16 protein-coding genes are annotated in these 21132 nt (G+C 61.1%); 10 read left to right on the top strand and 6 right to left on the bottom strand.

Translation table 11 applies throughout. The features are described 5' to 3' along the window. Positions 1 to 9 precede the first annotated feature (9 nt). Entirely contained in the window at positions 10 to 1740 is a 1731-nt protein-coding gene (locus tag GGD40_RS28875; RefSeq protein ID WP_179711095.1) for an FAD-dependent oxidoreductase, read from the top strand. A gap of 186 nt (positions 1741 to 1926) precedes the next feature. After that, entirely contained in the window at positions 1927 to 3150 is a 1224-nt protein-coding gene (locus GGD40_RS28870) for a winged helix-turn-helix domain-containing protein (RefSeq protein ID WP_179745960.1), read from the top strand. Positions 3151 to 3237: 87 nt separating this feature from the next. Here the strand turns inward: GGD40_RS28870 and GGD40_RS28865 are convergent, their stop codons facing one another. Beyond that, on the bottom strand, positions 3238 to 3495 hold the full coding sequence (locus GGD40_RS28865; RefSeq protein ID WP_179711098.1) for a hypothetical protein: 258 nt from the start codon (positions 3493 to 3495) through the stop codon (positions 3238 to 3240). A 124-nt stretch (positions 3496 to 3619) separates the two neighbouring features. Next, positions 3620 to 4285 carry a helix-turn-helix transcriptional regulator gene (locus tag GGD40_RS28860; protein ID WP_218901337.1) on the bottom strand — a complete coding sequence of 222 codons (666 nt, stop codon included), beginning with the start codon at positions 4283 to 4285 and terminating at the stop codon, positions 3620 to 3622. Between the two features lie 86 nt (positions 4286 to 4371). On the opposite strand from GGD40_RS28860, the gene GGD40_RS28855 reads away from it, so the two are divergent. Further along, entirely contained in the window at positions 4372 to 5805 is a 1434-nt protein-coding gene (locus GGD40_RS28855; protein WP_179745959.1) for an MFS transporter, read from the top strand. Then, entirely contained in the window at positions 5802 to 6797 is a 996-nt protein-coding gene (locus tag GGD40_RS28850; protein ID WP_179745958.1) for a LysR family transcriptional regulator, read from the top strand. Before GGD40_RS28855 ends, GGD40_RS28850 begins: the two co-directional genes overlap by 4 nt. Here the strand turns inward: GGD40_RS28850 and GGD40_RS28845 are convergent. Genes GGD40_RS28845 through GGD40_RS28830 form a run of 4 tightly spaced genes read right to left on the bottom strand, consistent with a single transcriptional unit; the run spans position 6794 to position 10292 of the window. After that, a complete protein-coding gene (locus GGD40_RS28845; protein WP_179745957.1) occupies positions 6794 to 8002 on the bottom strand; it encodes an osmoprotectant ABC transporter ATP-binding protein OsmV in 1209 nt (402 codons plus the stop codon). The genes GGD40_RS28850 and GGD40_RS28845 overlap by 4 nt on opposite strands. Next, positions 7999 to 8652 (bottom strand): ABC transporter permease, encoded by a 654-nt coding sequence (locus GGD40_RS28840; RefSeq protein WP_179745956.1) that lies wholly within the window; start codon positions 8650 to 8652, stop codon positions 7999 to 8001. The genes GGD40_RS28845 and GGD40_RS28840 overlap by 4 nt, the downstream gene beginning before the upstream one ends. Before the next feature lie 15 nt (positions 8653 to 8667). Next, a complete protein-coding gene (locus GGD40_RS28835; RefSeq protein WP_179745955.1) occupies positions 8668 to 9579 on the bottom strand; it encodes a glycine betaine ABC transporter substrate-binding protein in 912 nt (303 codons plus the stop codon). Continuing rightward, entirely contained in the window at positions 9576 to 10292 is a 717-nt protein-coding gene (locus GGD40_RS28830) for an ABC transporter permease (protein ID WP_179745954.1), read from the bottom strand. Before GGD40_RS28830 ends, GGD40_RS28835 begins: the two co-directional genes overlap by 4 nt. Positions 10293 to 10890: 598 nt before the next feature. Here GGD40_RS28830 and GGD40_RS28825 point away from each other — a divergent pair. The 6 genes from GGD40_RS28825 (at position 10891) to GGD40_RS28800 (ending at position 21062) form a co-directional block, all read left to right on the top strand. Next, the gene (locus GGD40_RS28825) at positions 10891 to 11658 is read left to right on the top strand and encodes a hypothetical protein (RefSeq protein WP_179745953.1); all 768 of its coding nucleotides are present in this window, start codon (positions 10891 to 10893) and stop codon (positions 11656 to 11658) included. Positions 11659 to 11814: 156 nt separating this feature from the next. Further along, positions 11815 to 12576: a hypothetical protein gene (locus GGD40_RS28820; protein WP_179745952.1), complete on the top strand. Its 762-nt coding sequence runs from the start codon at positions 11815 to 11817 to the stop codon at positions 12574 to 12576. A 72-nt stretch (positions 12577 to 12648) separates the two neighbouring features. Continuing rightward, positions 12649 to 15942, top strand: coding sequence for a calcium-binding protein (locus tag GGD40_RS28815; protein ID WP_179745951.1), 3294 nt, complete (start codon positions 12649 to 12651; stop codon positions 15940 to 15942). A gap of 140 nt (positions 15943 to 16082) precedes the next feature. Then, on the top strand, positions 16083 to 18212 hold the full coding sequence (locus GGD40_RS28810) for a type I secretion system permease/ATPase (protein ID WP_373565374.1): 2130 nt from the start codon (positions 16083 to 16085) through the stop codon (positions 18210 to 18212). Further along, the gene (locus GGD40_RS28805; protein WP_179745950.1) at positions 18209 to 19630 is read left to right on the top strand and encodes an HlyD family type I secretion periplasmic adaptor subunit; all 1422 of its coding nucleotides are present in this window, start codon (positions 18209 to 18211) and stop codon (positions 19628 to 19630) included. Before GGD40_RS28810 ends, GGD40_RS28805 begins: the two co-directional genes overlap by 4 nt. Then, positions 19620 to 21062, top strand: coding sequence for a TolC family protein (locus tag GGD40_RS28800; RefSeq protein WP_179745949.1), 1443 nt, complete (start codon positions 19620 to 19622; stop codon positions 21060 to 21062). Before GGD40_RS28805 ends, GGD40_RS28800 begins: the two co-directional genes overlap by 11 nt. The last annotated feature ends 70 nt before the right edge of the window (positions 21063 to 21132 follow it).

The following is a 21132-nucleotide window of genomic DNA, read 5'->3' as shown; positions in this document are numbered from 1 at the left end:
AGCGGTTCAATGCTTTCGACTCAAGACGTTTCGACTCAAGAAGCTGAAGGACAACCGCAGGCGATCGTCGCCGACGCGCCGTTTTCGAATCTGGCGACGCGCATGCACCAGATGTTTCCCTCGCTGACCAGCGCGGAAATCGAACGCCTGCGCCGCTTCGGCGAGATCGGCAACTGGGAAGCCGGCGAGCTACTGTTCGAGACCGGCCGCACCGGTCCGGGCATGTTCGTGGTGCTGGAAGGGCGCGTGAAGGTGTATCAGCGCGACGGCATTGGCCGCGAAGTGGTAATCGCCGATCATGGCGCCGGGCATTTCCTGGCGGAAGTCGGTCAATTGTCGGGCCGGCCCGCGCTCGTCAACGGCATGGCGCTCAGCGCCGTGCAAGCGCTGCTGATTCCGCCGGACCAGTTGCGCGCGCTGATCGTCGCCGAAGCCGAACTGGGCGAGCGCATCATGCGTGCGCTGATTTTGCGGCGCGTGTCGCTGATCGAAAAGGGCGCCGGCGGGCCGATTCTGATCGGCAACAGCAGCGACGCGCGGCTCGTCATGCTGCAGGGTTTCCTGTCGCGCAATGGCCATCCTCATTCGGTGATCGACGAACGCGATGAAGACGCGCTGCGTCTGATCGAGCAATTCGCCGCGCAGAAAGAAGACATGCCGCTGGTGATCTGTCCGGACGGCTCGGTGCTGCGTCATCCGAGCATGCCGGAACTGGCCACCTGCCTCGGCTTGCTGCCCGATCTCGACGACTCGCATGTGTACGACGTGGCGATCGTCGGCGCGGGGCCCGCCGGTCTCGCGACCGCGGTGTACGCAGCCTCCGAAGGCCTTTCGGTGATCGTGCTCGATAGCCGGGCGCCGGGCGGTCAGGCCGGCGCGAGCTCGCGGATCGAGAACTACCTCGGTTTTCCGACCGGAATTTCCGGGCAGGCACTGGCGGGACGCGCTTTCGTGCAGGCGCAGAAATTCGGCGCGCACGTCGCGATTCCGGTCAACGTGAAGGCGCTCAATTGCGCGGAATCGCCGTACCGGCTGGAGCTCAAGTGCGGCGGCCATATCACCTCGCGCACCATCGTGATTGCGAGCGGCGCGGTGTACCGGCGGCCGGCACTGGAAGGCCTCGATCGCTTCGATGGGCGCGGCGTGTACTACTGGGCGTCGCCGGTCGAGGCCAAGCTGTGCAAGCGCCAGGAAATCGTGCTGGTGGGCGGCGGCAATTCGGCCGGCCAGGCGATCGTCTATCTGGCGACGCACGCGGCCAAGGTCCACGTGCTGATCCGGCGCAGCGGCTTCGAGGCGACCATGTCGCGCTATCTGATCGACCGTATTCGCTCGCTGCCGAATGTTTTCGTGCATCCGCATTCGGAGGTGGGCGGCCTCGAGGCGGACGACAGCGGCCTCGCACGGGTCGGCCTGAAGAAGCCTTTGCCCGACGGGACCGATCACTTCGACACGCGGCATCTGTTCCTCTTCACCGGCGCGGATCCGAATACCGACTGGCTGCGCACCTGCGGCGTGGAACTCGACGACAAGGGCTTCGTGCTCACCGGCACCAGCATCGACGGAGCGTCCGTCTGCGATCTCGCCACCACGGTAGAGGGCGTGTATGCGATCGGCGATGCCCGCGCCGGATCGACGAAGCGGGTCGCGGCGGCGGTTGGCGAGGGCGCGGCCGTGGTCGCGCAGATCCATCAACTGCTGGCCGCTTCGGCTGAGGAAGCGGTCGCGTTGGGCGCTTGAGGCGCACGCGAGAGGCCAGAGCAGTTCACGCCTTGGGTCTCTCGTCAGCGCCTCTTGCCTAGCTCTTGGGGCGGCGCTACCGCCCGCGCCGATTCGTCTGCCGTATTCACGTTACAGTAGTGACTGCTGATCCTGGCCGGACCTCGCGTCCGCTCCCTTCGCAGTCACTCACTGATCGACGCCCGCGTGAAGACTCTGCCGCTCTCCGCCGCCCGCACGCTGCATCTGGCCGCACAAGGCCTGCTGACCCCACCGCGCCGCAAGGCAGTCAAAGCCGACGTGCTCGACACGATTCGCCGCATGGCGCAATTACAGATCGACACGATCCACGTGGTCGCGCGCAGCCCTTATCTCGTGTTGTTCAGCCGGCTCGGCACCTACCCGCCGCAATGGCTCGACGAGCATCTCGCCGAAGGCAAGTTGTTCGAATACTGGTCGCATGAGGCCTGTTTCGTGCCGACCGAAGACTACGGCCTGCTGCGCCATCGCATGCTCGATCCGAGCGGGATGGGCTGGAAATACGCGGCCGAGTGGCACAAAAAACATCGCAAGGCGATCGACGCGCTGCTCACGCACATCCGCGCGACAGGTGCGGTACGTTCGGCGGATTTCGCGCGCGAGGCCGGCAAGGGCAACGGCTGGTGGGACTGGAAGCCGGAGAAACGCCACCTGGAAGTGCTGTTCGCGATCGGACAGTTGATGGTCGCCGAGCGACGCAATTTTCACCGCGTTTACGACCTGACCGAACGCGTGCTGCCCGATTGGGACGACGCACGCGATCTGCCGCCCGCCCACACGGTCGCCGACCAGGTGTTGCGCCGCAGCTGCCGCGCGCTGGGCATAGCGCGCGCCGACTGGGTCGCCGACTACTACCGCCTGCCGCGTCGCCCTTATCGTGACGAACTGCATGCGCTCGCCGATCAGGGCGAGCTGATTCCGGTGCAAGTGGAAGGCTGGAAGCAGGACACGTTCGTTCATCGCGATTACGCGGCGATGCTCGACGACGCGGCAAACGGCAAGCTCGCGTCGACCGTGACGACCGTGCTGTCGCCATTCGATCCGGTGGTGTGGGACCGCAAGCGCGCCGCCGCGCTATTCGATTTCGACTACGCGATCGAGTGCTATACACCGGCAGCAAAGCGCAAATACGGCTATTTTGTGTTGCCACTGCTGAGCCGTGGCCGTCTGGTCGGCCGCATGGATGCGAAAGCGCACCGCACCCAGGGCGTGTTCGAACTGAAGTCGCTGCATATCGAACCCGGTGTGCGTCTGAGCGCCCGCCTTGCCGGCGATCTGCGCCGTGCGTTGCAACGTTGTGCGGAGTGGCATGGCACGCCGCAATTGGCGTTCACGTCTGCGCCGCCGGAATGGCTTGCGGCGTTAGACGTCGGTGACAGCGTGGAAGCGTGATGAGAGCAGAAAAAAAGGCGCATTGTTTTTTACAGTGCGCCTTTTTCATGGGCCGATGAGTCGCCGAGATCCTGCGACGCGTTTGTTTCAGTGATCCAGCCTGGCGCGTAATTCGCGCGCGGTTTCCAGCAGCCCTTCGTAACCCGAACGCGCGTGTTCCGGCAGATCCGGATCGCCGACGAACGCGCCGAGCGTTTCGATCAGGCTATACAGAATGCCCTTCGCGGCGCCCGATGCAATGCTGCCGGAAGAGACCTGCTGGTCCACGTGACTGAGCGCTGCGTCGAGGTGTTCCAGGTCGGGCCGGTCGCCCGTGGGCGGCTTTGGCGAAACGTCTTGCGTCATGATGAAACTTCGCTCCTGTTGACTGGTGACTGTTGATGCCTCGGTGAACAAGCCATCCTTGCACCTTGTTATATACCGATCGTGCGTTCGCGTCTATTCGTGATCGGCGCTAACCCGACCTAGCTCATTTAGCGGCCGGTGTGATGCGATACGCACATCGCCGCGCGCCGGCCAGCACATGCTCCTCGCGCACAATCACGCCCTCGTCGCCGACGATCTCCGCAAAGAGCTGTAACTCCGCGCGACAGAAGCCCTGGCAAGTCCGCGCCGCCGCGCAGATCGGGCAGTGGTTTTCGAGCAGCAGCCAGTCGCGTCCGTCTTTGTGCAACTCGGCCATGTAGCCTTCGGCGCTACGAATTTCCGCCAGCTTCGTGAGTCGCGCCTTGAGTCCTTTCATCGGCTTCAACGCTGCCAGATAATTCGCGCGCGTTTCGACCGAACGCTGATCGATCAGCTTGTCGAGCCCGGCTTCGCCGAACAACTGGCGAATCGAGCCGAGCAATTGCACGGTCAATTGCGGATGCGTATCCGGAAAGCGCGCGTGGCCCGCCTCGGTCAGCGCCCAGCTTTGACTCGGCCGCCCCGGCCCCGCCTGCGACGCCTGACGCCCTTCGATCAACCCGCCGCCCAGCAGCTTCTGAATCTGCTGACGCGCCGCCTCGACGGTAATGCCGAGCTCACCCGCAATCGACGCGGTAGACAGCGCCCCCTGCGTCTTCAACAGAGTCAGGATGCGATCCACCGGCGCTGCCGTCGTCACAGTGGCCGCAGCGCCAGGTGAATTATCCAAGCTTTCATTTGCATATCTCATCGGGCCACATTATTATCCAAGTCAATCCTTGCATAATAAGTCAACCACGAACGGCTGTCCACGATATGAAAAATCCGCAATCGAACGCGCCGGCATGGAGCGATCTGCTCACCGGGAGTAATGGCTGGCGGTCCTTGGGACTCGCGGGCGGCGTCGCGCTGCATGCCACCAACGTGCACGTCGCGACGACGATTTTGCCGTCGGTCGTGCACGACATCGGCGGGCTCGAACTGTATGCGTGGAACACCACGCTGTTCGTCGTCGCATCGATCCTGGGGTCGGTGCTGTCGATGCGTCTGCTTGCCGTGCTCGGCGCACGGTCCGCATATTTCAGCGCGCTGGCCGTCTTCACGCTGGGCACCGTGGTCTGCGCGAGTGCGCCGTCCATGCCGTGGATGCTTGCCGGCCGCACGCTGCAGGGTCTCGGCGGCGGAGTTCTGCTCGCGCTCAGCTATGCACTGATTCGCGTCGTGTTCGAAGAGCGTCTATGGCCTCGCGCAATGGGTCTGGTATCAGGCATGTGGGGCGTCGCCACGTTGTGCGGGCCGGCGCTCGGTGGCGTCTTCGCGCAACTCGGCGATTGGCGTCTCGCGTTCTGGGTGCTGTTGCCGGCCGTCCTGTTGCTCGCCGTGATCGTCCATCGCGAGGTAGACGGTAAGCGCGCCTCGAGCGCAGCCGCCGCGCCGATTCCTTTGCTCAAGGCCGCGTTGCTCGGCGCTTCCGTGCTGGTGATTTCGCTCGCTGCATTGACTGAGCAGATGGTGTGGAATGCGCTCGGCGTGATCGCGGGTCTTGCGCTCGTGTGGCTACTCGCGAGACTCGAACGCAACGACGACACCACGCGTCTGCTGCCGAGCGGTTCGTACTCGATTCGCACGCGCATCGGCAGCATTTATGCGTGCATGAGCCTGCTCGGCATCGGCGTGACCTGCGAAATCTTCGTGCCGTATTTCCTGCAGACGATTCACGGCCGCTCGCCGCTTGCGGCCGGTTATCTCACCGCGTTGATGGCGGCGGGCTGGTCGGTCGGCTCGATGTTCAGCGCCGGACGTTCCGCCGCGGTCGCGCAGCGCATGAGCCGCGCGGGACCGCTCGTCGAGGCACTGGGACTCGGCGTGCTCGCCTGGCTGATGCCGATGCCGGACCTGTTCGACAGCACCGGCGGAACCCTGGCGCTGTGCGCGGCGCTGACGAGCGTCGGACTCGGCGTGGGCATCGGCTGGCCGCATCTGCTGACACGCGTGTTCACTGCCGCGCGCCCCGGCGAGGAAAACCTCGCGTCGCTGTCGATCACCACCATTCAACTCTTCGCGATGGCAGTCGGCTCGGCGCTCGCGGGTCTCGTCGCGAACGGCGCGGGACTCACGACGTTGGCCGCGCTGCCTGGCGCTCAGCACACTGCCGTGTGGCTGTTCGCCCTCTTTGCCGTCGCGCCGCTGCTCGCGGTCGGTCTGACGCGTCAGCGTCCCGAGCCGCGTTTAACTGGAGAAGCATCGTGATAGATCGCGTGCAAGCCATGCGCATTTTCGTGCGCATCGTCGATACGAGCAGCTTCACGCGCGCTGCCGAATCGCTCGAGATTCCGCGCGCCACCGCGACCACCACCGTGCAGGCGCTCGAGTCGCTGCTCGGCGTGCAACTGTTGGTGCGCACAACCCGCAAGGTCACGCTAACCACCGAAGGCGCCGCGTACTACGAACGCTGCGCGCAGATTCTCGCGGCGATCGAAGAGGTCGAGTCGGGTTTATTCAATCGGCCGGAGAACTTGCGCGGCCGGTTGCGCGTGGCGATGCCGGGCGTGATTGCGGCGTCGGTCGTGGTGCCCGAACTGGCCTCGTTTCATGCGCTGCATCCGCATGTGGAACTGGCGCTTGGCGTGAATCATCGCGCGCTGGATCTGACCGGCGAGAGCGTGGATTGCAGTATCGAGTTGGGCGACTTGCCGGATTCGCGCCTGCTCGTGCGACGCCTCGGCTGGCTCGATCGCGTGACCTGTGCAAGCCCGGCGTATCTGGCGCGCTTCGGCGAGCCGCGTCATCTCGACGATCTGTCGAGCCATGTCGCGGTGAGCTGGTTGTCGGCACAATCCGGCCGGCGCATGGACTTCGATTTCTGCGTGGCGGCGCGCGCAAGCAAGGCGAAGGTGAGCAGCTTCGTCCAGGTGGACGATGAGCACACCCACCTCGCTTGCGGACTCGAAGGCTTAGGGTTGATTCAGCCGGGACGCGCGACCGCTGCGCCGTATCTCGCCTCGGGTCAGTTGATCGAAGTCCTGCCGAAGTGCAGACCTGCGCCGGTGGCGGTGTCGGTGACGTATGTGAAAAGCCGGCAGATTTCGCCGCGCGTGCGTGCGTTTGTCGACTGGCTTGCGGAAGTGTTTGAAAAGGCGCCGGGCGTGGTTAGGACGGTTGCGACGCGGTGGGTTGAGTCGCCGTCGTGGCCGGTGGTTGATTCGACGCAGGGTGGGCAATGCGAGAGGGTGGTGCGCTAACCCTGCGCCCCCGTCACCGCATGCCCCGCCGCAGCAGCCGCTTCCGCAGCGGCCACCGCCGGCGACACGATCGCCGGCTGCCCCGTCTGCCGACGCGAGCGCCCCGAGCTCAGATAATCCGCGATCGAATCTTGCGTGACTTCGCCGACATAACGACCGTCCGCATCCAGCACCGGCATCCACGACGAATTGAACTGGTACATCTTCGACAGCACGATGCGCAGGTGCTCGTCCGCATGGACCGTCGCCTTGAACGCCGTCAGATGATCGCCGCACACGCCCTGCCCCGCGCGCGCCGCACGGCGCGTCACATAACCGAGCGCCTGCTGCTGTTCGTCGACGATAGTCAGATAGCGGCTATCGCTGTCGTCCATCATCTGGAACGCGCTTGCAATCGGCAACTCGGCGCGCGCGGTTTCCGGTTGAGTCGCGGCGTCACCGGCTTTCACCAGCAAGAGACGCTTCAACGTGCTGTCCTGCCCCACGAACGCACCGACGAACTCATCGCGCGGATGCGCCAGCAACGTATCCGGATGATCGTATTGCACCAGCTGACCGCGACGGAATACGGCGACACGATCGCCGAGCTTGATCGCTTCGTCGATATCGTGGCTCACCATGATCACCGTCTTGTTCAACTGACGCTGCATCTGGAAGAACTCGTTCTGGATCGACTCGCGATTGATCGGGTCGACCGCGCCGAACGGCTCGTCCATCAACAGCACCGGCGGATCGGCGGCCAACGCGCGAATCACGCCGATGCGCTGCTGCTGCCCGCCCGACAGTTCACGCGGATAGCGCTTCAAATACTGCTTCGGATCGAGCGCCACCATCGACATCAACTCGGTGGCGCGTTCGCGACAACGCTTCTTGTCCCAGCCGAGCAGGCGCGGCACGACGGTGATGTTCTCTTCGATCGTCATATTCGGGAACAGGCCGATCTGCTGGATCACATAGCCGATGTGCCGGCGGAATTCGACTTCGTTCAGACCCGAGGTGTCCTCGCCGTTGATCAACACGCGGCCCGACGTCGGAGCGATCAGACGGTTGATCATCTTGAGCGTGGTGGTCTTGCCGCAGCCCGACGGGCCGAGAAAGACGCAGATTTCGCCTTCGCCCACCGTGAGGCTGACCGAGTCGACGGCCTTGACCTGCTGGCCGTCCTTCTGCGTAAACGTTTTGGTCAGTTTATCGAGTTCGATCATGTCTTTTGCACTCCCTTCGGTGTCAGCAGGCGTTGCAACGCCTGCAGCAGCAAGTCGGCGACGATCGCGAGCAAGCTCACGAGCACCGCGCCCACCAACAGTTTCATCATGTTGCTTTGGCCGATCGCGCGGATGATCAGCGTGCCGAGGCCGCCCGCGCCGATCACCGCGGCGATGGTCATCACACCGATGTTCATCACCACGGCCGTACGCACGCCGCCGAGAATCACCGGCACCGCGAGCGGCAAATCGACGAGCCGCTGCCGCTGCCAAACAGTCATGCCGATGCCGATGCCCGCTTCCTTGATACCGGCGTCGACGTTGCGCAGCGCGAGGTAGGTGTTGCGCATGATCGGCAGCAGCGAATAGAGGAACACGGCGGTGATCGCCGGCACCGCGCCGATGCCCTGGCCGAAGCGCGAGAACACCGGAATCATCAAGCCGAACAGCGCGATCGACGGCAAGGTCAGCACCACGGTGGCGACGCTCAGCAAAGGCGCGGCGAGCCACTCGTGACGATTGATCAGGATGCCGAGCGGCACGCCGACCACGATCGCGCAACCCACGGCAATGCCGACGAGCCACACGTGCTGCGCGGTGAGTTGCAGCAACTCAGGCCAGTTGGCCGAGAGATAGTCGAATACAGTCATATCAAAGGTCTCCGCTCAGGGCAGCTTGTGCGTGCGCAGGAATTCCGCCGCGACTTCGCGCACCGGCTTGCCGTCAATGTCGACCTGCTTGTTCATCTCTAGCATGGTGTCGTTGTTCAGCGCGTCGGAGAGCGCGTTGAGCTGCGTCGCGAGTTGCGGGTTCTGGTCGAGCGTCGTCTTGCGCACCACCGGCGTCGCGTTGTACGCGGGGAAGTAGTGGCGATCGTCTTCGAGCGGCACGATGTTGAAGCCCTTCACGCGGCCGTCCGTCGTATAGATCAGACCGATCGGCACCTGGTTGTTATGCAACGCGGTGTAGACGAGGCCCGGATCCATCTGACGGGTTTCCTCGCGGCTAAAGTGCATGCCATATGCGGCTTCGAGCGGCTTCAAACCGTCTGGACGATTGGCGAACTCGGCATCCATCGCGAATACGTGCTTCTTGTTCGGCTCGGCAGCGAGCTTCGCGGCGAGTTGCGAGATCGTGCGGATGCCGGTTTGCTGCGCCACCTGCTGCGGCAAGCCGAGCGCGTACGTGTTATTCAACGGCGAGCAGTCGAGCCACACGAGGCCGCGTTTCGCGTCGAGCGCTTTCACGCGTTCGTACATGGTCTTCGGATCGAGCTTCTCGGTGATCTTGTTGTAGACGATCGCCGCCGTGCCCGTGTATTCCCACGTGATGTCGACCTGGCCGTTCTCCTGCGCACTGCGCAGCAACGTGCTGCCGAGGCCGGTGCGTGCGTCGATCGTGTAGCCCTTCGAGCGCAGGTACTGCGACGTGATCTCGGTAAGAACGTATTGCTCAGTGAAATTTTTTCCACCGAGAACCAGGGTGGCTGCGTTTGCGTGCAGGCTCGTGAACAGGATGGCGCTGGCGGCGATCAGGCGGCTGGTTAGCGCAGTGCGGCGTTTAAACAAAGCGATCATGCGGTCACCCCGCGTCGTGCAAGCAGATAGCGGCTGCCGGCTGAGACGATGCCGTCGAGCACCAGCGCGAGAATCGCAGTGGCTGCGGCGCCGAGTAGAAGCTGTTGCTGATTGTTCAGATAAATGCCGGGGAAAATCAGTGTGCCGAGGCTATCTGCACCGATCAGATACGCGAGCGGTGCGCTGCCGACGTTGATCGCAAGCGCCGTCCGCACGCCGCCGATGATGATCGGCATCGCATTCGGCAACTCGACGCGCAACAGCGACTGCCAGCCCGTCATGCCGAGGCCGCGTGCGGCTTCACGCAGCGCGGGGGAGACGTTTTTCATGCCTTCATAGGCGTTGCGTGTGATCGGCAGCAACGACGCGAGAAATAGTGCGACGAGCGCGGGAATATCGCCGATGCCGAAGATGCCGAGCGCGATCGCCAGCACGGCTAACGATGGCACTGTGTTGCCGATGTTGAAGATCTGCATGAAGCGTTCGGCGTGACGCGCGAAAGCGGGACGGCTTAGCAGTATTCCGGAAGGGATGCCGACTAGTAGGGCCAGCGCCATCGAGTAGGCGACTAGCAGTAGGTGCCGCTTCGTGTAGTAGACGAGGTCCGGGGCGTACTGGTGCAGTGCGTTGGGGTCGATCGCGCGGCATAACAACGCGATGACTGCGGCGATGGCGACAAGACTGCCAATCAGTCTGGCAGGACGTTCGATCATGAAGATGCGCCTCCTTGTTCGAGCAGCGTGCGGGAATAGCCACGCTGCACAGGCGTCTTTGTTGACGCTGCGAATGGAAGTTCGGGACGAGGCTTGGAGCCGCGAGGTGAACCGAGGGTGCCTGGAGGTTTTGTTGGGTGCCTCCGGCGCGAGGGCGGGTTTTTTCGCTCTCGGTGGCTGTTGCCAGTTAGCTTGGTAGCAATACTGGTGCCAGATCCTTCGATGAAGTTTGGATAGCAGCTTTGAGCCGCTTTTCCGATGGGATTGTGAGTCCCTTTAAGTACGCCAGTTTTTACCAGCGACAAGGTCAGTGCAATATGTTTCTGTTTGCAATTAACCCCTTCCAACTTGACTTCTTTTTCTGCGATTTCACATTTGCGATGAGGGGATTATAGGGGCGATGGAGGCCGACGTCTACCCATCCGCCTGCTCGAACGTGCAACCCGGCGGCAAACTCATTCAAGGCAATGGCGCGCGATCGCCGCGATTCAGATTTGTCTCAACGCGTCCGATAGACATCTTAATAAGCAATGCAACATAATCTCTCTCCATCTCTAGATGTATTGCCTGGCATATCTTAATGTTTAGAATATCTGGGTTGATTCTGATGTTAGCTATCTTAAATTTCGCCATCAAAAGCGTGGGGGGCCTGCAGCACTTTTGGGCGACACACACGCCGCGGGAACCGAAGGCGGTAGTGAATGTTTCACCGGATGAAGAAGGGAATCCATTCCCTATTTCGTCGCCTGCGCATCGCGAATTTCTGGAATTCCGTGATTGGATAATGCACAACAGGAAGCTGCAGGTTGCCAGCAACGCAGGCGGGGTTGATCGGAGAAAATTGTTTGGACAATTGACATCAAAGGGAATGGCACGACTGCCGACCGACTTGCTTGAAGGGTATATGCCTTTTATAGAGAAAGTAGTGGGCTCGCTCGATAACACGGCATGCGGAAATCTCGTGACGGGAGAGATGAATTTAGCTGGGCTGACTCCTTACACCTACCAGGTCATTGCTTCGCTAGACAAGGCCGACGCTAAAAAATTATTTTTAATTGAAAAAGCCGCAATTGATGCGCAACTCGACAATCTCCCTATTATTCCAGTTTCGACGGCCGACGCAGGAGCCGGTGTTATTAAGATCGCAGAATCACTTTCGCCCGACGAGGCCAAATCATTTCTAGTGAGCGTCGAAAATCTGCGCTCGGAGAGCGCGGAAAAAACCTGTGAGACGGTCCGAACGATCTTTTCCCATGGATCTTCGCTGCCTGAGCCCTATCGCGGAGCCATTGCCAGAATGCTTGTATCAGGGAGAAAGCCCAGCGGCTTGACTCGCCGATACGAAGACCTCCCACCGAAAGAATGATGAAGGTGGAGAGATGGGCGACCGGGATGTGTCGGCGGCAATTCGGACTGTTCTTAACCCGCCTGATAGTCAGATTCGTGAGCATCTCAATATAATTCGGCCCTTACTTAATTTGCCGATTACTCTAAACATCACAAAAATAAGTTTTCGTACTCAATGCTTAAACTATCCAGAATGATGTGGGCCACGGTTATCGGCACAAGTGCCATTATGTGCGCAGTGGCGGTGAACCACCGCCAAGTAGCTCTCGAGTCAAGAGAGGAGATAACGACGGCTTCGAACTCGACAGCGAATGGCTGGGGAAACCCGTTCCCGGCATCGTCACCCGCATACCGTGAGGCTGAAAAATATCATCATTGGTTAATGACAGGCAAAAATCTAGACATTGCACGTGGGACGACAGGATCATTTGAACATTCGATAGCTCTTGGCCAATTGGTGGCTAAAGGGATGGCGCGATTACCGACTGCTCTGCTGGAAGAGGATTTGCCAGTTCTTGCAAAAATACTGAATTCTTTGGATGACAAGGTTTGCAGCAGTCTTCTAAGAGGGGAACTGTCCCTGTCGGACCTTGGTCCTCATGCATACCCGGTCATGGATTTGTTTAGCGATGCAGAAGCAAAGACCTGGTTTGCAACGAACAGGGCTGCTATCGAAGCTCAACTCAATAATTTGCCTGCGGTAACCTTGACAAAGGAACATGCGAAGCAGGCAATTTTGAATCTTGCGACATCGCTTCCTGGCGACCGATCGCAGTCATTTCTTCTCGAGTTAGCAGGGTTACGTACTGCGAGCGATCACAAGGCCTGCGCAACAATTCAAACTCTCTATTCTCAAAGCGCATCACTATCAGAACCGTACCGCGGGTATATGGCCCGACTACTTCTGACTGGGAAAGATGGACAAGCGAATTTTTAACATCGTGGCATTCTCCGCCTGATTATTCAGATTAATGGTGGATTTTTATATTATCTACTTGATCAATACAAGATGAGTCAAATAACCACAACCGCTGACATTATCCCTACATTAATTAACTTTATTAATTCGCTCGTCGGCGTCGTGGAAACGGGAGTCGGGGCCGTGACTGAAAGCCGATCAGCGAATACAGCAGCGACTCAGCAGCAGGCAAAAATAGACATGGTACAAGCTGCCGCGGGCGCCGCCTCGGCGATTGCTAGTCAGCAAAGCACACTCATCAATAGCGAAACTCTATCAAAGTTCAGCACGGCCGCCGGCGTTGGCGGCGCGGCGTTGACGTCGATTAATACCCTGCCCGGACAGGTAAGCAACCTGTCTACAGCGTTATCCAGTTACAACGCAGCTGTCACATCGGGAGACCGCGGGGCAATTAGCTCAACCGGCTTAGGTCTGACAAGTAATTTTGCCGCGGTCATTAATTCAGCGGGCGCAATAATCGTTAGCGTTGCCGATGGGTTGAGCGCTGCTGGTGTCATCGGCGCCGCAGCGGCGGCGCCTCTAATAAGTCTCGGCCTTACGATTTCTTCCGCGGCGGGCTTGTTCGTGCTGTCCGCAACCAATGCAGTTGTAGATGCAGTCAGAGATGCAGCGAACAGCATCAGCCATCTGCTTGACAGCATCGCATCCCAGTCCGGCACTAGTGGCCAGTCGAGCTCTACTCAAATCGGTGCGCCTGGCACCAACGGAACGACACCCGAATCCGGCGCGGGCGGTGCCGCAATGCGCAAGTACGAGGAAAGTTACCCTCAAATCAGCCCGCTGGTTCTCGATCTGACTGGCTCGGGAATCAACCTGACGCCACTCAACACAAGCTCTCCTTACTTCGATCTGACCAACAACGGCTTCGCTCGTCAGACGGGCTGGATCGGTACCGGAATGGGTCTTCTCTGTTTCGATCCGGATAACCGGGCCGTCACGAATATCACGCAGTTATTCGGCAACGCAACGACCGACGGTTTCGACATTCTTCGCCCGCTCGACACCAACCACGACAACGTTATCAACGCGTCCGACTCCGCATTCGCAAGCCTGCGAGTCTGGGTCGATGCCAACGGAAACGGCATGACTGATCCCGGCGAGCTTTACACGCTTGCCGATCTCGGCATTGTTTCTATCAGCCTGAATGCCACCGCGGTGCATCAAACGATCGCCGGCAACAGCATCAGTTCGATCAGCAGCTATACGCTGGCGGATGGCACCACGCACGAAATCGCCGACGCGTGGTTTTCCAACAGCACCATGAACACCAAACCGGTAACGCCCGTTGAGGTGACCGCTATCGCCGCAGCGCTTCCGCAGATGGCTGGCGCGGGAACGTTGCGCGATTTGCGCTCAGCCATGACGCTCGATCCGGGATTGCAGGAACGGGTTCAGGCGTTCGTTGGCCTGCCGGCTGACACAATCCCTTCCAGTCTGAAAGCAGCAGCAGAGGCAATTCTCTTCCAGTGGGCTGGGGTGAGTCAGGTCGCCCCCAAGTCACGCGGCGACATGATCGACGCACGCCAGCTCGGCTTCGTCGAACGGTATCTCGGCCGCCCATTCAATACCACGGGTGACGGTGTCAATCCCGGAATCAGGGCAGCGGCCTATGTGCAACTCGCGTGGAACGACCTGTACGACGCAGCACTGGCGCGGCTTGTTCTGCAGTCACCGGCGGCCGCAAGCATAGCTCCCGAGTTCAGATATGACGCCGCCAGCGATACGGTCCAGGCAGCGGCGACACTCGCTCCCGCGATAGCCTCCGTTTTCCAGCGTCTCGGCGCAATTACCGCGGCGAATTTGGGGTCGTGGGACCTGATCTTGCGCGTCGCCGACGCAGCGCGACTCGACATGGGTATGCCTGCCTCCCTGTTCGAGAAATACGTAGCGGCAGCGACGAACGACACGGTCGCGTCGGTTGCTAACGCCATTGCATCCGGACTGCAGATCAGTTTCGACGGGGCGGGCCGAATTCAGGAAACGGGTGCCACGACGTACCAAGATTTTTACGCGGGCCCGGGAGTCAGTTTGCTGATCGGGGACCACGCCGGCAATAACCCGGCGGGCCAGTTGCCGGGCAACGATATTTTCACTTACTCGGCCGGTGACGGTGCTGTGGAAATTCGTGAACGCGACCCGAACTCCGCCGCGCCGGCCAATACGCTGCGGTTTGGTCAGGGCGTCGACCCGTCATCGATAAAAGCGAAGGCCTTGAGTAACTGCGATCTGGTGCTGACAGACGGCATTGCAGGCGACCAGATCACGCTGGTCGGAGAAATGCGCGACGGCGGACAGGGTGTACAGGTAGTGCAGTTTGCGGATGGCACGACGTGGACGAGACAACAGTTGATCCAGGTCGCAGCTCTCTGCGGCACAGCAGGCAACGACACCCTTTATGGCACCTCAACCGCGGAGGTGTTCGACGGTCGGGGTGGCAACGACTACGTGGTGGGCGGCGGCGGTGGCGATACGTTTATCTTCAACGCGGGCTACGGAAAGCTGGAAATCTACGAGTCCGACAACAGCAGCGGTCCTTATAACGTACTTCAGCTTGGTCCGGGAATCAGCAACGCTTCCGTCACGGTGCGCGGCACGAGTGGCGCCAGTATGGTGCTGACGGACGCCATTGCCGGCGACCAGATCACGCTGGACCTGGGAATGCTCTTCAACTCAATGGGTGTGCAGGCAGTACGGTTTTCTGACAATACAGTCTGGACGCGGCAGCAACTGCTCCAGATGGCAACTACCGGCACCACAGGTAACGACGCGTTGTACGGCACCATTGGCGCGGAAATATTCGACGGCAGAGGTGGGAATGACTACGTTGAGGGCGGCGGAGGCGGAGACACGTTTATCTTCAACGCCGGCTACGGAAAACTTGAAATCGCCGAAACCGACAACTCCGCCACGCCTCACAACGTTCTGAAACTCGGCGCCGGGATCACCGCGTCATCGGTCACGGTGAAGGGAACAAACAATTTGGGCATTGTGCTGACCGACGGCGTTGCCGGTGACCAGATCACCCTGGACGGCGAACTGGGCAGCAACGGCTTTGGCGTGCAGACGGTCGAGTTTTCGGACGGCACGACGTGGACACGGCAACAGCTACTCCAGATGGCGGCAACAGGCAGCCACCTGGGAGCGGTGGCTGTAACCGGGGTGTCTGCAGGAAATACGCCCCTGAGCGCCCAGGTTAATCATTTAATCCAGGCGATGGCCACCTTCACCGATTCTGATGCCGGATTCGATCCGGCATTCTTGGGCACGCCGGCAAGCACCGTTCCGACCTTCCTGGCTGCGACACCCGGCAGCCTGCATCACTGACTCTTTTTGAACGCACCGGCATGACGTGCGGCCACGCAGGCAGACACCTGTCACCCCCGCTCGCGCCGTCTCAGGCGCAACGGCCGCAAGACTGACCAGCAACCACGCCCGTCGCACGGGCCAGCACCAAGGTATCAGACGTGACAGCAAGACTAGAGACCGTCGCCGCCGATCCGGGCCTGGCGGCGCTCGTACTGATCGCCCGCCTTCACGGTATCGCGGCGGAGCCGGATCAGATCCGGCATGCAGCAGCGCTAAATACACAACGCTTCGGCGAACAGGACCTGATTCTTTCAGCGCGCTCACTCGGCCTGAAAGCGCGCGCAATCACCGTGAGCCAAACCCGCTTTGTCACGACGCCACTACCGGCCCTGCTGCTCGACAGTTCGGGGCGACATTGTGTGCTGGCGGCCTGCGACGTAACGCGCGCCATGCTGCTCGAATGCGGCGCCGAAACGATGTCGGTGAGCTCACCCGCACAGGTCATGGCCCGCTCGGGCGGTCGTATGCTGCTGTTCACCTCCCGCGCGTCGCTGGCCGGCAGTCTGGCCCGCTTCGACTTCTCCTGGTTCATTCCGGCAATCGTCAAATACCGGCGACTGCTTCTCGAAGTGCTGCTTGTCTCGGTGATTCTGCAATTGTTCGGACTGGTTTCGCCACTCATGTTCCAGGTGGTAATGGACAAGGTGCTGGTCAATCGTACCTACAGCACACTTAACGTCGTGTGTGTTGCGCTACTGGCCAGTTCAGTCTTCGAAGTCCTGCTCACCGGGTTGCGCAACTATGTCTTCACACATACGACAAACCGGATCGATATCGAACTGGGTGCGCGGCTCTTCCGGCATCTTGTATCGCTCCCATTGGCCTATTTCGGTGCGCGCCGTGTCGGCGATACGGTAGCCCGGGTGCGGGAGCTGGAAAGCATCAGGAATTTCCTCACCGGCCAGGCGCTTACCGCGTTTGTCGATCTGACATTTTCGTTCGTCTTTCTTGGCGTGATGTGCCTTTACAGCTTCTGGCTGACGGTGATCGTCGCTCTTTCGCTGCCCGTCTACGCCACGATTTCGGCGGGTCTCGTCCCCGTACTGCGCGCGCGTCTGAATGAGAAGTTCGCGCGCGGTGCCGACAACCAGTCCTTCCTTGTTGAAGCGGTGTCCGGTATGGAAACCGTCAAGGCGATGGCGGTCGAGCCACAGTTCATCAAACGCTGGGAAACGCAGCTCGCGGCCTACGTCGCGGCGGGGTTTCGCGTCAGCTCGCTAGGCAATGCAGGGCAGCAGCTTATCCAGCTGGTCGGCAAGCTGGTGACGGTGGGCACCCTGTTCTTTGGTGCCCGGCAGGTCATCGACGGCAAGTTGACGGTCGGTCAACTGATCGCCTTCAACATGATGGCGCAACACGTCAGCGGGCCCGTCCTGCGGCTTGCTCAGCTATGGCAGGACTTCCAGCAGGTCGGCATTTCGATGAGCCGGCTGGGCGACATTCTGAACGCGCGGACCGAACTGCCGCCGACCGTTCAGGCGCTCCCCGCACTCAAAGGTGAAATCAGCTTCGAAAACGCGCGCTTTCGCTATCGTATCGACGGGCCACCGATTCTCGATAACCTTTCCCTCCATATCAGAGCTGGCCAGGTGGTCGGCATCGTTGGACGTTCGGGATCAGGCAAAAGCACACTGACGAAACTGCTGCAACGTCTCTACGTTCCTGAACAGGGAACGGTGCGCATCGACGGTATCGATCTCGCGCTTGCCGACCCGTCCTGGTTGCGACGCCAGATTGGCGTGGTGCTCCAGGAGAACGTGCTCTTCAACCGTTCGATCCGCGAGAACATCGCGTTGAGTGATCCCGGCGCGCCGCTCGAAGCGGTCATCCGCGCGGCGACACTCGCCGGCGCGCACGAATTCATCTGCGAGATGCCGCAAGCCTACGATGCGCTCATCGATGAACGCGGCTCGAACCTGTCCGGAGGGCAACGACAACGCCTGGCGATTGCACGCGCGTTGCTCACTAACCCACGCATCCTGATTTTCGACGAGGCGACCAGTGCGCTCGACTTCGAAACCGAGCGGGTAATCCAGTCCAACATGAGGGCCATGTGTGCGGGACGGACGGTCATTATCATCGCGCACCGGCTGACGGCAGTCCGGCTCGCCGACCAGATTATCTCAATGGACCGGGGCCGAATCGTCGAGCAGGGCAACCACACATCATTGCTCGCGCGCGACGGCTATTACGCCCATCTGGTCTCGCTGCAGGACGCTCAATCATGAGGTTTATGCGATTGCAGGCCGCTGGCGACCTGATTGCCCGCTACGCAGCGATATTCCGCAGTGCCTGGAGCATCCGCCACCAATTCGACGCGCCGGAGCGCGAGGCTCACGAACTCGCATTCTTACCCGCGCAGCTTGAACTGGCCGAAACGCCGCTTCATCCCGCACCACGCTGGACCATGCGCATGCTGGTTCTACTGGTGACGCTGGTTCTGCTCGTCGGCGTCGTCGGCCGACTCGATATCGTGGTAACGGCGAAGGGCAAGTTCGTCCCCAACGAACGCGTCAAGGTCATCCAGCCGGCGATGACTGGCGTGGTGCGCGAGATTCTCGTGCGAGACGGGCAGCGGGTCACGGCGGGGCAACTGCTGGTGAAACTCGACACCACACAGGCAGCCGCCGACGCGCACAAAGCAAACTCCGCAAAGCTCGATGCCGAACTCGCCATTGCACGGGCAACCGCGTTGCTCGCCGCGCAGCGTGATCATCATGTACCGCTGATCGAGTCCGTCGAAGGTGCGCCGCAGTACCGCGTGCTGGCGGCTCAGCGACAGGCTGAGGGCGCATACCTTGAGTATCAGGACGCAATGGATAGCGCCCGCGCCGAACTGCGCAAACAGGAGGCTGGACTTGACAGCACCCGGCAGCAGGTCGCCAGGCTCCACGCCACCGCACCGCTCGCGCGCGAACAGGCCGATGAGTACCGGACGCTCGCGGGCGAGAAGTACGTTGCGAGAGGTGACTATCTCGACAGGGAGGCGACAGCGCTTAGCCAGGAGCATGAACTGGCTGCGCAGCGGAGTCACGTTCGCGAACTCGCGGCCGGCATAGCGGGCCAGCGCGCCCAGATTGCGACGGCCGCTTCGAAGTTCCGGCATGACCAGCTCGACGAGCTGGAGAAGGCCACACAGCAGGTCGCCCAAACCCGTGATGAAGCCACCAAAGCGCAGACGCGCCAAGGATTGCTCAGTCTGACCGCGCCGGTGGCAGGAACCGTTCAGGTGCTAACCACGCATACGCTGGGTGGCGTCGTCACCACCGCCCAGTCGCTGATGGAAATTGTGCCGGACGACAATTTGGAAGTGGTGGCGCAACTGGAAAATCGGGATGTCGGGTTCATCGAAGTCGGCCAGACAGCCGCCGTCAAGGTCGAAGCGTTCCCGTACACGCGCTACGGTTTCATCACCGGCACGGTCGTGTCAGTCTCGAACAATGCCGTGCAGGATCGGAAGTCCGGTCTGGCGTTTCCGGTCCGAATCCGACTGACCGCCAACAGGCTGCATGTCGAAAACAGATGGATCACGCTGACACCCGGCATGGAAGTGAGCGCCGATATCAAAACTGGCAGGCGCAGCGTCGCTGGGTACTTCCTCGGGCCGTTGGTCGAAGGTATGCAGGAGAGCATGCGTGAGCGCTAGACCATTCATCGCGGCAACCCTCGCCACATGGCTCACGGTATCGCCTGAGGTCCAGGCTTTCGATGTTCTGAGGACTGAAGCATCAATCCCGACGACAGCGGCTGGCGCTATCGCACCGGCCGCAGACGGCTGCGTGTTTGGTACGCCCGGCAACCCGTTCCTGCTGGCCGAAGCGGTTGAGCGCGCGCTGTGCGGCAATCCCAAAACGCGTGCTGCATGGGCTGATGTGAAGGCACAGGCAGCGGCTCTCGGCATGGCACGTTCGGGCTACCTGCCAACCGTATCTGCCACGGCTCAACGGGTGCGCGACCAGTCGACCACCGATGTGACGGGGCACCCAACACTCAGTTCCGCCAATGCTTCCGGCGTCAATTCGGAAAGCGTCTCGCTGGACTGGACGCTCTATGATTTTGGCGTGCGGGCGGCCGCGGTCAGGCACGCGTCGGCGCTGCTGGCTGCCGCCCGGTCGACGCAGGATGCGACGCTGCAGGGCCTCTTTGTCACAGTCGCAAAAGACTACTACACAGCACAGGCGGCGGCCGGTGCAGTCACGGCGGCGCTCGATATCGAACACATGGCCAGTGAGAGCGCGAAAGCATCCACGGCACGTGTCGAACGAGGCATTGCACCGATATCCGATGCGCTTCAGGCCCAGACCGCATACATCCAGGCGGTCCTGAGCCGCAATAAGGCGCGTGGCGCATGGAAGACGGCAATCGGCACGCTCGCTGCAGATCTCGCGCTGCCGCCCGATACGCCGCTACAGTTGCCCGCGGTCGCGGACGGCGTGAAGCCGGATGCAGCTTTCTCGCATTCAATTGGCGAACTGATGGAGGATGCGCGCCGCACCCATCCGGCCGTACTCGCCGCGCAGGCGCAGGTCGAAGCAGCGGCGGCGAGAATGGACGAGACACGCGCACAGGGTCTACCCAATCTCATCCTCGTTTCGAAATACAGCCGCAACAACCAGCCCGCCAGCCTCGGTCTCGGCGCCGCGCAATTCCCGGCAACCGGGCGCGACTGGTATGTCGGGGTACAGATCACCATTCCCTTCTTCGAAGGCTTCAACCGGACGTACCAGGTGCGGCAGACGCAAGCCCAACTCGAACGCCAGCAAGACACACTCGACGAGACGCGCCAGGAGGTAGGTTTGGAAGTGTGGAACAGCTATCAGGCAGTTCAGGTCTCGATGAATGGTGTCGAGGACAGTGCCGCGCTGTTCGATATTGCACAGCGCTCATTTTTGGCAACTCAGCGCCGGTATCAGGCAGGCGTCGGGAACATTCTGGAACTGCTCAATGCGCAAACCGCACTGGCAAACGCGCAGCAACAACGGATTCAGGCGCTCGCGGATTGGCGTTCAACGCGGTTGAGGTTTGCTGGCAGTCTAGGGCGACTCGATCTCTCCCGACTCGCCGACAGTCCACAGTGACCATTCGGGCCGCCCTCTTTCCACTCCCGAAAAAGCTCACCAATGGTTTGTTCGAGCGCCTTAGCCTCTC

The organism is Paraburkholderia bryophila, from assembly GCF_013409255.1.
In the GTDB taxonomy this organism is placed as follows: domain Bacteria; phylum Pseudomonadota; class Gammaproteobacteria; order Burkholderiales; family Burkholderiaceae; genus Paraburkholderia.
The sequence above is the reverse complement of the archived record's forward strand: the minus strand, read 5'-3'. Positions and strand labels throughout refer to the sequence as shown.

What these genes read in the sequence shown, in the direction of transcription:
- GGD40_RS28875 (WP_179711095.1), top strand. Translation starts at nt 10, where the DNA reads ATGCTTTCGACTCAAGACGTTTCGACTCAAGAAGCTGAAGGACAACCG.
- GGD40_RS28865 (WP_179711098.1), bottom strand. Translation starts at nt 3,495, where the DNA reads ATGACGCAAGACGTTTCGCCAAAGCCGCCCACGGGCGACCGGCCCGAC.
- GGD40_RS28855 (WP_179745959.1), top strand. Translation starts at nt 4,372, where the DNA reads ATGAAAAATCCGCAATCGAACGCGCCGGCATGGAGCGATCTGCTCACC.
- GGD40_RS28845 (WP_179745957.1), bottom strand. Translation starts at nt 8,002, where the DNA reads ATGATCGAACTCGATAAACTGACCAAAACGTTTACGCAGAAGGACGGC.
- GGD40_RS28840 (WP_179745956.1), bottom strand. Translation starts at nt 8,652, where the DNA reads ATGACTGTATTCGACTATCTCTCGGCCAACTGGCCTGAGTTGCTGCAA.
- GGD40_RS28835 (WP_179745955.1), bottom strand. Translation starts at nt 9,579, where the DNA reads ATGATCGCTTTGTTTAAACGCCGCACTGCGCTAACCAGCCGCCTGATC.
- GGD40_RS28830 (WP_179745954.1), bottom strand. Translation starts at nt 10,292, where the DNA reads ATGATCGAACGTCCTGCCAGACTGATTGGCAGTCTTGTCGCCATCGCC.
- GGD40_RS28820 (WP_179745952.1), top strand. Translation starts at nt 11,815, where the DNA reads ATGCTTAAACTATCCAGAATGATGTGGGCCACGGTTATCGGCACAAGT.
- GGD40_RS28815 (WP_179745951.1), top strand. Translation starts at nt 12,649, where the DNA reads ATGAGTCAAATAACCACAACCGCTGACATTATCCCTACATTAATTAAC.
- GGD40_RS28805 (WP_179745950.1), top strand. Translation starts at nt 18,209, where the DNA reads ATGAGGTTTATGCGATTGCAGGCCGCTGGCGACCTGATTGCCCGCTAC.